Annotated in this window: 15 protein-coding genes; 9 read left to right on the top strand and 6 right to left on the bottom strand. The window is 71.6% G+C overall.

The window, feature by feature from the left end; all coding sequences use genetic code 11:
- Positions 1 to 89 precede the first annotated feature (89 nt).
- The 3 genes from OG207_RS24930 to OG207_RS24920 all read left to right on the top strand — a co-directional run bounded on the left by OG207_RS24930 (position 90) and on the right by OG207_RS24920 (position 1462).
- Complete coding sequence (locus OG207_RS24930; RefSeq protein ID WP_329100990.1) at positions 90 to 332, top strand: hypothetical protein; 243 nt, start codon at positions 90 to 92, stop codon at positions 330 to 332.
- A gap of 118 nt (positions 333 to 450) precedes the next feature.
- Entirely contained in the window at positions 451 to 867 is a 417-nt protein-coding gene (locus OG207_RS24925; protein ID WP_329100988.1) for a VOC family protein, read from the top strand.
- A gap of 34 nt (positions 868 to 901) precedes the next feature.
- Positions 902 to 1462: an SMI1/KNR4 family protein gene (locus OG207_RS24920; protein WP_329100986.1), complete on the top strand. Its 561-nt coding sequence runs from the start codon at positions 902 to 904 to the stop codon at positions 1460 to 1462.
- A gap of 6 nt (positions 1463 to 1468) precedes the next feature.
- Here the strand turns inward: OG207_RS24920 and OG207_RS24915 are convergent, their stop codons facing one another.
- Positions 1469 to 2575: an alkene reductase gene (locus tag OG207_RS24915; protein ID WP_329100984.1), complete on the bottom strand. Its 1107-nt coding sequence runs from the start codon at positions 2573 to 2575 to the stop codon at positions 1469 to 1471.
- 54 nt (positions 2576 to 2629) lie between these two features.
- Here OG207_RS24915 and OG207_RS24910 point away from each other — a divergent pair, with 54 nt between their 5' ends.
- On the top strand, positions 2630 to 2995 hold the full coding sequence (locus OG207_RS24910) for a MerR family transcriptional regulator (RefSeq protein ID WP_329100981.1): 366 nt from the start codon (positions 2630 to 2632) through the stop codon (positions 2993 to 2995).
- Between the two features lie 12 nt (positions 2996 to 3007).
- On the opposite strand, the gene OG207_RS44105 is transcribed toward OG207_RS24910, so the two are convergent.
- Positions 3008 to 3766, bottom strand: coding sequence for a GbsR/MarR family transcriptional regulator (locus OG207_RS44105; protein ID WP_402695941.1), 759 nt, complete (start codon positions 3764 to 3766; stop codon positions 3008 to 3010).
- A gap of 247 nt (positions 3767 to 4013) precedes the next feature.
- On the opposite strand from OG207_RS44105, the gene OG207_RS24895 reads away from it, so the two are divergent.
- The 3 genes from OG207_RS24895 to OG207_RS24885 are packed head-to-tail and all read left to right on the top strand — an operon-like array spanning position 4014 to position 6470.
- A complete protein-coding gene (locus OG207_RS24895; RefSeq protein WP_329100979.1) occupies positions 4014 to 4688 on the top strand; it encodes a DUF4097 family beta strand repeat-containing protein in 675 nt (224 codons plus the stop codon).
- Between the two features lie 34 nt (positions 4689 to 4722).
- The gene (locus tag OG207_RS24890) at positions 4723 to 5688 is read left to right on the top strand and encodes an ATP-binding cassette domain-containing protein (RefSeq protein WP_329100977.1); all 966 of its coding nucleotides are present in this window, start codon (positions 4723 to 4725) and stop codon (positions 5686 to 5688) included.
- Entirely contained in the window at positions 5685 to 6470 is a 786-nt protein-coding gene (locus tag OG207_RS24885; protein ID WP_329100975.1) for an ABC transporter permease, read from the top strand. Before OG207_RS24890 ends, OG207_RS24885 begins: the two co-directional genes overlap by 4 nt.
- A gap of 20 nt (positions 6471 to 6490) precedes the next feature.
- Here OG207_RS24885 and OG207_RS24880 read toward each other — a convergent pair whose 3' ends face one another.
- The 4 genes from OG207_RS24880 to OG207_RS24865 form a co-directional block, all read right to left on the bottom strand.
- Positions 6491 to 6823, bottom strand: coding sequence for a hypothetical protein (locus OG207_RS24880; protein ID WP_329100974.1), 333 nt, complete (start codon positions 6821 to 6823; stop codon positions 6491 to 6493).
- A gap of 120 nt (positions 6824 to 6943) precedes the next feature.
- The gene (locus OG207_RS24875) at positions 6944 to 7738 is read right to left on the bottom strand and encodes a bestrophin-like domain (RefSeq protein ID WP_329100972.1); all 795 of its coding nucleotides are present in this window, start codon (positions 7736 to 7738) and stop codon (positions 6944 to 6946) included.
- A 52-nt stretch (positions 7739 to 7790) separates the two neighbouring features.
- The gene (locus tag OG207_RS24870) at positions 7791 to 8078 is read right to left on the bottom strand and encodes a hypothetical protein (protein ID WP_329100970.1); all 288 of its coding nucleotides are present in this window, start codon (positions 8076 to 8078) and stop codon (positions 7791 to 7793) included.
- Between the two features lie 146 nt (positions 8079 to 8224).
- On the bottom strand, positions 8225 to 9790 hold the full coding sequence (locus OG207_RS24865; protein WP_329100968.1) for an APC family permease: 1566 nt from the start codon (positions 9788 to 9790) through the stop codon (positions 8225 to 8227).
- 312 nt (positions 9791 to 10102) lie between these two features.
- On the opposite strand from OG207_RS24865, the gene OG207_RS24860 reads away from it, so the two are divergent.
- Both OG207_RS24860 and OG207_RS24855 read left to right on the top strand, forming a co-directional pair.
- Positions 10103 to 11191: a DNA alkylation repair protein gene (locus OG207_RS24860; RefSeq protein WP_329100966.1), complete on the top strand. Its 1089-nt coding sequence runs from the start codon at positions 10103 to 10105 to the stop codon at positions 11189 to 11191.
- Positions 11192 to 11245: 54 nt separating this feature from the next.
- On the top strand, positions 11246 to 13090 hold the full coding sequence (locus OG207_RS24855; protein ID WP_329100964.1) for a hypothetical protein: 1845 nt from the start codon (positions 11246 to 11248) through the stop codon (positions 13088 to 13090).
- Positions 13091 to 13115 lie beyond the last annotated feature (25 nt).

Below are 13115 nucleotides of genomic sequence, written 5' to 3'. Positions count from 1 at the left end.
GAACCACCGTTTCCAGTGAACTCTCCGTGATGTTGATCCGGTCGCGTGCCGTCTGTCCGGCGCGTCGAACGAGATCCTAGGAGAGTGTCATGCGTATTCGCTCTGCCCTGACGGCGTCCGTCCTGGCTGCCGGCATCCTGATGGGCGGCGCCGGCGCGGCCCTGGCCAACGACGGCGTCGACATCGACTACTTCTCCGGCGGCCACAAGGCCTTCGCGTCCAACTGCTCCTCCTTCGCCGGCATCCCGGCCAAGATCGGCCCCCTCTACGCCGACAACTGCGAGAAGGCGGGCGAGAAGGAGTGGGCCGAGTTCCACCACCTGGGCGCCTGACGTCCGGTGCTCGTCGGCCGGGGCCCGTCCCACAGGACCCCGGCCGACGGGTCGGCCGCCCGGCAGAGGCTCGGGCCCAACCACCCCCGCCCCGGCGGGATTTCGTACGCTGGCGCGCATGATCGATTCACGTACTCATGTCCGCGTCGCCCGGCCCTCCCTGGACCTTGCTGCGGCCGAGCGGTTCTACGTCGACGGGCTCGGACTGCAAGTCCAGTGGCGCAGCGCCGAGAACGTGCCCGGGGAGCACGACCTGCTGATGGTCGGACCGGCCGGGGGCGGCTGGCACTTCGAGCTCACCCGTGACGCCTCAAACCCGATCCTGCCCGCGCCCACCGTCGACGACCTGTTCGTGCTCTATCTCGGCGAGGCCCCCGACGAGGCGCTCGTCCAGCGTCTGGTCGAGCACGGCGGGACCCGCGTCGCCTCCCACAACCCGTACTGGGACGAGTGGGGTGTGACGGTCGCCGACCCCGACGGCTACCGGCTGGTGCTCTGCTCCCGCACCTGGGGCCCGGCCACCGCACCCGCGTAGGCTGACCTGCGGATACGCCGAACGAGGGGGACGCATGCACGGGGCGAACGGGCTGGACGCGGTGGCGGCACTTGCCGAGCTGATACCGGTGGCTCACGGGGTCGACGAGCGGATCGACTGGGCCGAGGTCGAAGCCGCCTGGGGGACCCGGTTCCCCTCGGACTACGTGCGCTTCATGGAGGTGTACGGGTCGGGGGTGATCAGCGACGGGATCAGCATCCTGCACCCGGCGCTACGGGCCGAGGGGTGGCCGTACCGGTACGATCCGGGCTTGCGGGACGAGACGGAGTGCGCCCGCGAGACCTGGGAGATGTGCCGCGACGACGCCGACTTCGACGTGGACCCCGAGTCCATCGTGGCCTGGGCCGTGACCTCGGGTGCGGACATCTACTGCTGGGTGACCACGGACGCCGACCCGGACCGCTGGCCGGTCCTGGTCATCGGCCGGCACACCCACCCCGAGATGCAGTTGCACCCCTTCGGCATGGCGGCGTTCCTGAAGGGGCTCGTCTCGGACCCGGCGTTCCGGAAGAACAAGATCAGCATCGTGCTGGAGGGCGAGGCGTCGTCCTTCGTCAACTGGCGCAACAGGTAGGTCTTTTCAGCCCAGGCTCGGGTAGTCGGTGTAGCCCTCCGGGCCCTGTACGTGCATCAGGAACTCGGGGCGGAGCTCGTTGAGCGGCGCACCCGTGCGCAGTCGTTCCACGAAGTCGGGGTTGGCGAGGAAGCCCCGGCCCAGCGCCACGAGATCGGCGCCCTCTGCCAGTAGGCGTTCGCCCTGCCGCTTGCCACCGTCGGCCGCGACCTCCTCGCGGGACAGCGCCGGGTTGGCGATCAGGGTGCCGGGCCAGTCCCGGCGGATCTGCGCGAAGGCGGGGCGGTCGGGGTCGGCGTGGACCTGGTGCAGGTAGAGCGGCGCCAGGTCGGCCAGGGCCTTGACCAGGGCCGGGTAGATCTCCTCGGGGTCGCCCTCCTCGATCCCGTTGACGTCCACTCCGGGCGAGATGCGCACGCCCACCCGCCCCGGGCCGATGGCTGCGGCGACCGCCCGGACCACCTCGACGGTGAACCGGATGCGGTTCTCCACGGGCCCGCCCCACTCGTCGGTGCGGCGGTTGGTGTTGCGCGCGAGGAACTGGTGCAGCAGGTGGCCGTTGGCGGAGTGCACCTCCACCCCGGCGAAGCCCGCCTCGACGGCGTTCCGGGCCGCGCGCGCGAAGTCGGCGATCGTGGTGCGGATGTCCTCGGCGGTCATGGCGCGCGGCACGACGCCGTCCCGCAGGCCCCCGGGGGTGTGCAGTTGCTCGGGGAACGGCACCGCGGACGGCGCAAGCGGCAGGTGCCCGCTGGTGTCGGGGTGGCCGACCCGGCCGCCGTGCTGGAGCTGGAGGAACATCTCCCCGCCGCCGGCGGCCCGTACGGCCTCGGTGACCTCCCGCCAGCCGGCGATCTGGGCCGGGGTGTGGATGCCGGGGATGTGCGGGTAGGTCTGCCCGGTGGCGTTCGGGGTGCTGGCCTCGGCGATGATCAGGCCGGCCGAGGCGCGTTGCGCGTAGTAGGTGGCCATGAGTTCGCCGGGGACGCCGTCGGCCCCGGCGCGGTTGCGGGTCAGCGGGGCCATCACCAGGCGGTTGGGCAGTTCCAGGCCGCCGAGGCGGGCGGGGTCGAAGAGGCGGGAGGCGGCGGGACCGTGCTGTGTCTGCGTCATGCCGGTACCGTAAAAGCTGACACTGGTGTCAGGTTCAAGAGCTGGGGTGGGGCAGTGCGGATCGGCGAACTGGCGTCGCGCACCGGGGTCGGTGAGCGTTCGCTGCGCTACTACGAGCAGCAGGGCCTGCTCGCTTCGGACCGGACGCCCGGCGGCCACCGGGACTTCCCCGAGCGGGCGGTCGACCGGGTCATCCGGATCCAGGAGCTGTACGCGGCCGGCCTGCACAGCGCGAAGATCGCGCAGATCCTGCCCTGCATGCGGGACGAGGACGGCGGCCCGTCGGTGCGCGCCACTCCGGCGCTGGTGGCCGAACTGGCCACGGAGCGGGAGCGGATCGACCGGATGATCGGCGATCTGATCCGCTCCCGCGAGGTGCTGGACGAGGTGATCGAGGCGGCGGCGGGCCGCACGGCCTGATCGGCGACCCCCTTAAGGAGTGTCGCCCGGGGGCGTTGCCGGGAGCGTCGCCGAAGGCGTTCCCGGCTTGGCGTGGAGGACCTCGCGCGCCTGTTCCGCGGCGCGGGTGATGCCTTCGGAGACGAAGTCCATGAAGCGGGCGATGTTCTCCAGGCGGTTGGCCGCCGGGGTGTCGGGGCCGAGGATGCCGACGCCCTGACGTGCGGTTTCTATGATCTGGGTGTTGGCGCGGGCGCTGGCGATGGTCGCCTGGTACCAGACGTCGTCGTCGACGAAGTAGCGCTCGCGGCGGCGTTCGTCGCGTTCCCTGCGGACGAGGCCCTGGCCCTCCAGGAACGTGATCGCCTTGGAGATGGACGCCGGGCTGACCTGGAGGCGCTGGACGAGTTCGGACGCGGTGAGGCTGCCCGTGTCCGTGATGTAGAGGCAGGCCATCACCCGGGCCATCATCTTGGGCGTACCCGCCTGGATGAGGACGTCGGTGAACAGGTCCTCGAACGCGCGCACCGCTTCGGGGTCGCGTCCGTGGGCCTGCGGGATGGCCTCCGATCCCCGGGGTGCGGCCTGGCTGCGCCGGTGGGCGCGGCGTTCGGTGGCGCGGTGGGCCAGGTCGGCCCGGTAGGCGTTGGGGCCCCCGTTGCGCATCACCTCGCGCGAGATCGTCGAGGTCGGCCGGTCGAGGCGCCTGGCGATCTCCGCGTAGGGGAGGTCGTCGGCCAGTCCCAGCGCGATCTGCTGGCGTTCCTGCTGGTTGAGCCTGCCTCCCGGCATCGCGGTCTCCTTCGTGGTCCGTTCTGTCCCCCCCACTATAGCGTTCACTTCCATTTCATTGCAACGAACGGCGCGCCACACGTTGCATTAAGCTCGAAACCATTGCAATGAAATCCCACTATTGACCTGCAGCGATGCAGATTCAGCGCAATGAATCTGTTGCCAGTTCTGCGAACGCAACGTAGCTTTTCGTTCATCAGAAACCGCGGGGCGCACGGAGCGCAGCCGCTGATGAAGGAGAAGCACCATGCAGAAGTTCGCCACCGCCGCCCCGATCGCCGCCGTTCTGGACGTCCCCGCCGGGCTGATCCGGTTCATCGCGGCCGACCGGGCCGACACCACGGTCGAGATCCTGCCGGCCGACGCTTCCAAGGGCCGTGACGTGAAGGCCGCCGAGCAGACCACGGCCGAGTTCCGGGACGGTGTGCTGCGGATCGCGGCCGCACCGGTGAAGAACCGGGTCCTCGGCAACCACCCGGGTTCGGTCGAGATCACCGTCCAGCTGCCCGCCGGCTCCCGCATCGAGGCGAAGACCGCGGCCGGTGAACTCCGCGGCGTCGGCCGCCTCGGCGACGTCACCTTCGAAAGCGCCCAGGGCACGGTCAAGCTCGACGAAACCGCGAGCGCCCACCTCACCCTGATGGCCGGTGACGTCTCCGTGGGACGCCTGGGCGGCGCCGCACAGATCACCACCCAGAAGGGCGACCTGCAGATCGCCGAGGCCCAGACCGGCACCGTCGAACTCACCACCCAGTCGGGCGACATCACCATCGGCGCCGCCCGCGGGGTCTCCGCCACCCTCGACGCCGGCACCGCCTACGGCCGCATCCACAACGCCCTCAACAACACCGACGGCGCCGACGCCGGCCTCACCATCCGCGCCACCACCTCCTACGGCGACATCACCGCCCGCAGCAACTGACCCGCAGACACCGCTTCCGAAGGAGCCACTCCTCATGACCAACCTGGCCATCGCGGCGAACGGGCTGCGCAAGTCCTACGGCGACAAGGTCGTCCTCGACGGCATCGACCTGGCGGTCCCCGCCGGCACGGTCTTCGCCCTGCTCGGTCCGAACGGCGCCGGCAAGACCACCGCCGTCAAGATCCTCTCCACCCTGCTCGGTGCGGACCCGGGCACCGGGGCCGTCCACGTCAACGGCCACGACCTGGCCGCCGACCCGCAGGCCGTCCGCGCCTCGATCGGGGTCACCGGCCAGTTCTCCGCCGTCGACGGCCTGATCACCGGCGAGGAGAACATGCTCCTCATGGCCGACCTGCACCACCTCTCCCGCAGCGAGGGCCGGCGGGTGGCCGGCGAACTGCTGGAACGCTTCGACCTGGTCGAAGCCGCCAAGAAGCCCGCCGCCAGCTACTCCGGCGGCATGAAGCGCCGCCTCGACATCGCGATGACCCTGGTCGGCGACCCGCGGATCATCTTCCTCGACGAGCCCACCACCGGCCTCGACCCGCGCAGCCGCCACAACATGTGGCAGATCATCCGCGAACTCGTCACGGGCGGCGTCACCGTCTTCCTCACCACCCAGTACCTGGAGGAGGCCGACCAGCTCGCCGACCGCATCGCCGTGCTCAACGACGGCAAGATCGCCGCCCAGGGCACCGCCGACGAGCTGAAGCGGCTGATCCCCGGCGGACACGTCCGGCTCCGCTTCACCGACCCGGCCGTCTACCGGTCCGCGGCCCTCGCCCTGCACGAGGTCACCCGGGACGACGAGGCGCTGGCCCTGCAGATCCCCAGCGACGGCAGCCAGCGCGCACTGCGCTCGGTCCTCGACCGGCTGGAGGCCGCGGGCATCGAGGCGGACGAGCTGACCGTGCACACCCCCGACCTCGACGACGTGTTCTTCGCCCTCACCGGCCCGACCGCCGCCCTCCCCCACCAGTCCAAGGAGAACGTCCGATGAGCTCCCTCTCCCTCGCCGTGCGCGACTGCTCCACGATGCTGCGCCGCAACCTCCTGCACGCCCGGCGCTACCCGTCGCTGACGCTGAACCTGCTGCTCACCCCGGTCATGCTGCTGCTGCTCTTCGTCTACATCTTCGGCGACGTGATGAGCGCCGGCATGGGCGGCGGCGACCGCGCCGACTACATCGCGTACGTCGTCCCCGGCATCCTGCTGATGACCATCGGCAGCACCGTCATCGGGGCCGCGGTGTCCGTCTCCACCGACATGTCCGAGGGCATCATCGCCCGCTTCCGCACCATGGCGATCCACCGCAGCTCCGTGTTCGTCGGGCACGTGGTCGGCAGCGTCCTGCAGGTGCTCGCCAGCGTGGTCCTGGTCGGCGCCGTCGCCGTCGCCATCGGCTTCCGGTCCACCGGTGCCACGGCCCTGGAGTGGCTGGCCGCGTTCGGCCTGATCGCGCTCTTCGCCCTGGCGCTCACCTGGATCGCCGTCGGCATGGGCATGGCCAGCCCGAACGCCGAGGCCGCCAGCAACAGCGCGATGCCGCTGATCCTGCTGCCGCTCATCTCCAGCGCGTTCACCCCGGTCGAGGCGATGCCGGGCTGGTTCCAGCCGATCGCCCAGTACCAGCCGTTCACGCCGGCCATCGAAACCCTGCGCGGTCTGCTCCTCGGCACCGAGATCGGCCACAACGGGTGGCTGGCGGTCGCCTGGTCCATCGGCCTGGCGGTCCTCGGCTACCGCTGGTCGGCGGCCTCCTTCAACCGCGACCCGAAGTAACCGGTATGAGTGCGCGGGCCTCATCCCGCACCATCGTCCCGCCCCCGGGCGGCGTACACCGACACGGCGGTCGGCGTACGCCGCCCGTCGGCGTTGTGGCGCCCGTGCGCGGTATCCCCGGCCATGCCGACGTTCGTCCAGAGGTGCTTGAACACCGACCACAGGCGGCGGCCCGAGCCGCCGCCACCGTCGTGGGACACCGGGGCGGTCGAGTGCGGGGCACGCGGCGTCGCGGGGGCGCCGCGTGCCCCGTGGTACAGGCCGGCGCCCGTCGCGGCGAGGACGGCCAGGACGGTCACGACCACGGGCAGGACGAGACGCCGGGTCCGGATGCGGGTGTGGCTGCCGGCCATGGGAATGCTCCTCGGGAGACGAAGGCGGGGGCGGGGCGGTGAGCCCGTGCATCCAGTCAGCCCGAGGGAGCGGATCGCGTCACGTCGCTGGAGTTCGGGACTTGACGGTCCGCGGCCCGCTCAGCCGGCGGCCCAGAACTGCGCCAGGGCCGCCTCCTTGTAGGGCCCCGGGGTCACGCTCAGGTCCCCCGCGAAGGGCCGGTCCAGTGCCACCACCAGGAGCAGGCTGAAGCCGATCAGCCCGGCCACCGCAGATACGAAGAGCAGCTGCATCTTCAGGCTGCGCAGCCCGAACAGGAAGGTGAGCGGGACGATCACGAACGCGCCCCCGTACACCAGCACCTGGAGCAGGATCGGCAGCGAGCTCTCGGCCATCGTGATGCGGGCCCGGCGCTGGGCGGCGACGTCGTTGAGGCGGGTGACGGCTTCGGCGTAGAAGGTCTCGGCCCTGGTGCCCTGCGGCTCGTAGGCCTGGAGCGCCCGGTAGAGGGCTTGGGTCTGCGGGGCGGTCGCCTCGTAGCTCGGCCGCCCGTCGCGCATCAGCGGCCACTGCACCTCGACGACGGCGTGCGCGTACGCGCCGACGGCCTGCCGCACCCGGTCGCGGTCGGCCGGCGGGAAGGCGTCGGCGCTGCGGACGACGAGCGCCAGGTCGGTGGCCTCGCTGGCGACGATGTTCTGGGTGGTCTCCACCTGCGTCCAGAGGGTGACGACGACGAAGGCGAGGATGATGCCGTAGATCGCGCCGAACATGCCGAGCGCGACCCCGACCATCTCGTTGTGGTCGCCCTCGGCCAGGTGCGGGAAGCGGCGGCGGGCGGCCACGCTCCCGGCGACGGCGAGGCCGGTGAGGCCGCCGACCAGGAGGACGGCGATGACGAAGGTGCTGAGGTGGTTGAGCAGCCAGAGGATCATGCGCTGTTCAACGAGCGCCGCCGCCCGGGAGCCCGGCCTCAGCCGGTGTTCGTCACCCGACCTTCGGGGTGTTGGGGAGGCCGGCGGTCAGGGCCGTGCCGGCGCTCTTGAGGGAGGAGTCCGTGGCCTGGCCGGCGGATCCGGCCGCCTGGGCGGTCACGCCCACCGCGGTCTTGGTGTCCTGTACGGCCTGGCTCGGGTGATCGACGATGTCCACGACCCGGCCGACGACCGGGGGAGCCTGGTCGGGCGCGTCGTCGGCGTGCGCGGCGGCGGGTACGAGGGCGAGCGCGCCACCGGAGACGACCAGGGCGGCGAGGGTGCGCTTCAAGGCGTTCATGCACCGTCCAACGACCCCGCCACACACCTGGTCACCGCCTGCGCCCGGGTTGGCGCCGTGGAACGGCCCGGATGCGCCCGCGGCCCCGGATCGGGGGAATCGATCCGGGGCCGTGGCATGACTCAGCGGGTGGGGCGCGGGGACGGTCAGTCCTCGACCACCAGGGACGGGGTGGACTTCGTCAGGACCTCGCCGCGGAAGAAGGCCGGGCTGCGGCGCTCGGTGACGAACATGATCACCAGGCCGAGGGCCAGCAGGCCGACGCCGATGACGAAGACGTTGCCGACGTCGAGGCCGGGGAGCGTGGAGCCGGAGCCGTAGGACGGGTCCCAGGCGTCGTACAGGGTCTTGAAGAAGACCGCGGCCAGCAGCAGGCCGCCCAGGATCGGGAAGACGCCCTTGAAGAACAGGTCGCGGGTCGAGCGGCGCAGCTCGGCGCGGAAGTACCAGGCGCAGGCGAAGGCCGTCAGCGAGTAGTAGAAGCAGATCATCAGGCCGAGCGCGAAGATCGTGTCGGTGAGGACGTTCTCGCTGACCAGGGTCATCACCGTGTAGAAGACGCCGGTCGCGACGCCCGCCATGACGGTGGCGCGGCCCGGGGTCTTGAAGCGCGGGTGGACCTTGGCGTAGGAGGGCGGCAGGGCCTCGTACGTCGACATGGCGAGGACCGTGCGGGCCACCGGGATGAAGGTGGTCTGCAGGGAGGCCGCGGCGGAGGCCAGGACGGCCACGAAGAGCAGGATGCCGAGGACCGGGCCCATGACGGGGCCGGCGAGGGCGGCGAAGACGTTGCCCGAGGTCTCCTCGTTGGCGAGGCCGAGGCCCTCGCCGCCGGCGCCGACGGCCATCTGGGCGGCGATGCCGGTGGCCAGGTAGGAGCCGACCAGGACGATCATCGCGATGAGCGAGGCGCGGCCGGGGGTCTTCGTCGAGCCGGTGGTCTCCTCGTTGGTGGCCAGGCACGCGTCCCAGCCCCAGTACATGAAGATCGAGAGCGAGAGTCCGGCGGTGAAGGCCGCCATGGACTCGACCGCGAAGGGGTTCATCCAGGACCAGGAGAAGTCCAGGCCGGTGTCGAAGGTGCCGACGGAGGCCTTCTGGAAGGCCATGGCGACGAAGATCGCGAGCACGACGAGCTGGAGGCCGACGAGGGCGTACTGGACGCCCTTGGTGGCGGTCATGCCGCGGTAGCTGATGGCGGTCGCGACGGCGATCAGGGTGAGGCAGGTGGTGATGTGGACGAGCTTGTTGTCGTCCAGGGCGGCGATCGACGCACTGTTCGTGATCTCGCCGGCCAGCAGCCAGAAGTAAGAGGTGGCGACGCCCGCGAGGTTGGAGAGCACGATGATCGTGGCGATCACCAGGCCCCAGCCGCACATCCAGCCGATCCGCGGGCCGAAGGCCTTGACGGTCCAGGTGAAGGAGGTGCCGCAGTCCGGCATGGCCTTGTTGAGCTCGCGGTAGGCGAAGGCGACCAGGAGCATCGGGAGGAAGCCGGCGAGGAAGATCGCGGGCATCTGCAGGCCGACCTCGCCGGCGGTGGAGCCGAGGGTCGAGGTCAGGCAGTAAACCGGGGCGACGGTCGAGATGCCGATGACGGCGCTTCCGACCAGTCCGACGGACCCCTTGCCGAGGCCCTTGCCGCGAACGTCGCCCTCGGCGACGCCGCTTACCGTGTCTCCGGCCTGAGGCCGAACGTCCAGCTGAGTCATGGGTCAGGACGTTAGATGGTGCGTTTTCCACATCTGGACGATCGAAGTCCGGAACTCAACACCCCCGAACGCCTTCGAATCTTGAGGTCGAGACAGTTCACGAGCGCTTAATACAAGGTTCACTTTGACGCGCACCCACGCTTCGACAGGCTCGACCGGGACTCTTTCGGCATGCGGAAACCGCAGCCATGTCCGTTTTGCGAATTTTCAAAGTTTCCGTCGTGACTTTGCGGTGACCAGCGGTAACCGGGGCCGGGAGAGGGGATCCGGGACCTCCCGACGGACCGGGGCGGCATCGGCGAGACTGGCCCCATGCCCACGGCCGATGAACTGCTCAGCGCGGACACCGTCACCAGCCTCGCCCGACTGCTCGCCCGCGCGGGCGGCCGCCGGTCCTCGCCGGCCCTGCACGCCCGCGCCGACGCACTCGACGGGCTGACGTTCAGCGGCCGCGTCGCCGCCGTCCGCGACGCCGTGCTCGACGACCTTCCCGACACGTGGCCCGCCTTCGAGGCCGTCGTGCGCACCGTCCTCGCCCGGCCCGGCTTCGAGGGCTGGATGACCTTCCCCGTCAACGAGGCCGTCGCCGTCCGCGGGCTGGAGGCGTTCGAACCCGGGCTGGACCTGCTCCACGACCTCACCTCCCGGCTCACCGCCGAGTCCGCCGTACGGCCCTTCCTGCGCGCCGACCCGGAGCGCGCCCTGGCCGTCGTACAGAAGTGGACCGCCGACCCGGACCCGCACGTACGCCGCCTCGCCAGCGAAGGCACCCGGCCCCGGCTGCCGTGGGCCCCGCAGCTGCCCGCCTTCGTCGCCGACCCGCGGCCGGCCCTGCCGGTGCTGGACGCCCTCTACCGCGACGGGTCCGAGTACGTCCGCCGGTCCGTCTCCAACCACCTCAACGACATCAGCCGCGACCACCCCGCCCTCGCCGTCGAGACCGCGGCCCGCTGGCTGGCCGAGCCCGAGGCCACCACCGACCGCGTCGTGCGCCACGGACTGCGCACCCTGATCAAGGCCGGGCGGCCCGAGGCGCTGACCCTGCTCGGCCACTCCCCCGACGTACCCGTCACCGTGAGCGGGCCGGTCGTCGCCGACCCGCGGATCGCCGTCGGCGAGTACCTCGTCTTCGACTGGACGGTCACCAACACCGGGCCGCTCCCGGCGCAGTTGGTCATCGACTACGTCGTGCACCACGTGAAGGCGGGCGGCACCCGCACTCCGAAGGTGTTCAAACTCGTCACCCGCTCCGTGGCCCCCGGCGAAACCCTCGGCGGCACCAAGCGCCACTCCTTCAAGCCCATCACCACCCGCCGCTACCACTCCGGCGAGCACCTGGTGCAGCTCCAGATCAACGGCCGGGTCCGCGGCGAGGCCGGATTTTCGTTGGACGCGTCCTGATCCCGCCTGGCACCCTCTCGGCATGACCTACGGAATCGAGTCCCACACCGCCCGATGAGCGTCCGCGACGAGCGCGAGCCGCTCGACCCCCGGACGACGTCCCTGTACGACTACGCCCTCTTCCGGCACGGCATCGAGCCGGACGGCCGGGTCCCGGCCGGGGGATACCCGCTGCCCGACGGCCCCCCGCCCGTCAGCCGCCGCGGCCGTCTCGGCCCGGCCGCCGCCGAGGCGGCGGTCACCGAGGCCCTCGCCCCGCTGCTGGCCGACCCGATCAGCGCCCGCGCGGCCGAAGCCGCCCACACACGGCTGGCCGCACTCCCCGTCCTGCCGGAACACATCCACCGGATCGTCCTCGGAATCGTCCCCGAGGACCGGTACACCGGGCGGGCCCGACGCCTGGCCCGCCGGCTGACCCGCGACGGAACGCACGCGTCGGCGGTCCACGCAGGACTGGCCCTGCTGTGCAACCTGGGCGACTCCACGGACACGCCCACCGTCAGGGCCCTCGGCATGCTGCAGGAGTTCTCCCGCGACGCGGTGGCGGTCCTCGACCGGATCGACCGTACGGCGGCGGCCGAACTCGAACTCGGCATCGGAGCCGGGGCACCCGGCCACGACGCCTTCCGCGACGCCGTGGCGGGCGGGGACCGCGAGGCGGTCCGCGCCGCCCTGACCGGCGGCCCGACTCCCCCCGGCCCGCCCCGCCGGATCGCCGAAGCGGCCCGGCTGGACCAGTTGCTGGCCGAGTACCCGCAGGACCCCGCCCTGACCGTGGCGGCGTGCCGGCTGCTGCTCTCCATGGCCCACACGCACCAGTACCGGCCGGAGGTCCTCGACTACGCACAGGCGCATCCCGTGTACGAGGCCGTGGTCGCCCGCGCCCATCGCCTCACCCCGTCAGCGGACTTGTACACCCTGCTGCTCTCGCTCGCCCAGGACCTGCGCAGCGGGGCAGGGGCCGTTCTGCCATGGCCGCCGGGCCGGCGGGCCGATCTGATCGCCACCCTGGGCCGGCTGCTGGCCGAACCGCTCTGGGCGGCCGTCCCCGACGAGGCAGCGGCCGCCGCCGCGGGCACCGGCACCGGCACCGGCACGGACCCCAGTGGCCACCGGGCCGGCTGGATGCTCCGCACCGGACGCCGCCCCTTCATCCCGCCCGCCGCACCGGCCACGTTCGAGATCGAGGTCGTCGTCTCCGACCCGGCCGTGCGCAACGTGGTGGAGACCCGGATCGTGCTCGGCGGCAGGCCTTTGGTCCCCGACCTGTTCGCCTCGGGCGGCTGCAACCCTCCCGAGTTCCTGCTCGACGCCGGGCGGCTGCGGGCCGGACCCGAACCCCGGGAGGTCCAGCTCGCCGAGGCCTACTGCACCGAAGGCTGCTGCGGCGCCCTCTACGTGACGATCCACCGGGACGGCGACACGGTGGTGTGGGACGGCTGGCGGGGCGTCGAGGGGAAGCGGCAGCCGCCCGCGTACCGGTGCGACGCCGCCGCGTACGACGCGGAGGTTGAACGGGCCGAGAACGACCGGAGCTGGTCCTGGCCGGCACGTGACACCGCCCGGCTCATCACCGACGGGCTTCGGGAACGCCCCGAACTGCTCACGGCATGGGGCTGCAGCACGGGCCCGGCCTTCACCGCGTGGGACGAACCAGACGCCGTCGAACTCCACTTCACGTACGCCCCCGGCGCGGAACCCGGCGTACCGGGCAAGGGCGACCCGTGGCTGCAGTTCACATGGCGGATCCCGGACGACGGCACACCGCCGAAATCGCAGGCCCGGGCCGCCCTTGAACGGCTCGCGGCACAGAATCCGCGCATCTGGGCACCGCTCTGCGGGGGCAGCAGGGAATACGCCGAGGCCCTCGGCCACGACTGGCCCGCAGAAGGCCTGTAGCGGGCCGGCCGTCGGGGTCCCGCGA

This window comes from Streptomyces sp. NBC_01439 (assembly GCF_036227605.1).
GTDB lineage: Bacteria > Actinomycetota > Actinomycetes > Streptomycetales > Streptomycetaceae > Streptomyces.
This window is presented reverse-complemented; position numbering and strand designations above follow the sequence as displayed.

Excerpts from the sequence above, each read along its gene's own strand:
- OG207_RS24855 (WP_329100964.1), top strand. The coding sequence starts at position 11,246 with ATGAGCGTCCGCGACGAGCGCGAGCCGCTCGACCCCCGGACGACGTCC.
- OG207_RS24915 (WP_329100984.1), bottom strand. The coding sequence starts at position 2,575 with ATGACGCAGACACAGCACGGTCCCGCCGCCTCCCGCCTCTTCGACCCC.
- OG207_RS24860 (WP_329100966.1), top strand. The coding sequence starts at position 10,103 with ATGCCCACGGCCGATGAACTGCTCAGCGCGGACACCGTCACCAGCCTC.
- OG207_RS24895 (WP_329100979.1), top strand. The coding sequence starts at position 4,014 with ATGCAGAAGTTCGCCACCGCCGCCCCGATCGCCGCCGTTCTGGACGTC.
- OG207_RS44105 (WP_402695941.1), bottom strand. The coding sequence starts at position 3,766 with ATGCCGGGAGGCAGGCTCAACCAGCAGGAACGCCAGCAGATCGCGCTG.
- OG207_RS24925 (WP_329100988.1), top strand. The coding sequence starts at position 451 with ATGATCGATTCACGTACTCATGTCCGCGTCGCCCGGCCCTCCCTGGAC.
- OG207_RS24890 (WP_329100977.1), top strand. The coding sequence starts at position 4,723 with ATGACCAACCTGGCCATCGCGGCGAACGGGCTGCGCAAGTCCTACGGC.
- OG207_RS24875 (WP_329100972.1), bottom strand. The coding sequence starts at position 7,738 with ATGATCCTCTGGCTGCTCAACCACCTCAGCACCTTCGTCATCGCCGTC.
- OG207_RS24880 (WP_329100974.1), bottom strand. The coding sequence starts at position 6,823 with ATGGCCGGCAGCCACACCCGCATCCGGACCCGGCGTCTCGTCCTGCCC.
- OG207_RS24885 (WP_329100975.1), top strand. The coding sequence starts at position 5,685 with ATGAGCTCCCTCTCCCTCGCCGTGCGCGACTGCTCCACGATGCTGCGC.
- OG207_RS24870 (WP_329100970.1), bottom strand. The coding sequence starts at position 8,078 with ATGAACGCCTTGAAGCGCACCCTCGCCGCCCTGGTCGTCTCCGGTGGC.
- OG207_RS24920 (WP_329100986.1), top strand. The coding sequence starts at position 902 with ATGCACGGGGCGAACGGGCTGGACGCGGTGGCGGCACTTGCCGAGCTG.
- OG207_RS24930 (WP_329100990.1), top strand. The coding sequence starts at position 90 with ATGCGTATTCGCTCTGCCCTGACGGCGTCCGTCCTGGCTGCCGGCATC.
- OG207_RS24865 (WP_329100968.1), bottom strand. The coding sequence starts at position 9,790 with ATGACTCAGCTGGACGTTCGGCCTCAGGCCGGAGACACGGTAAGCGGC.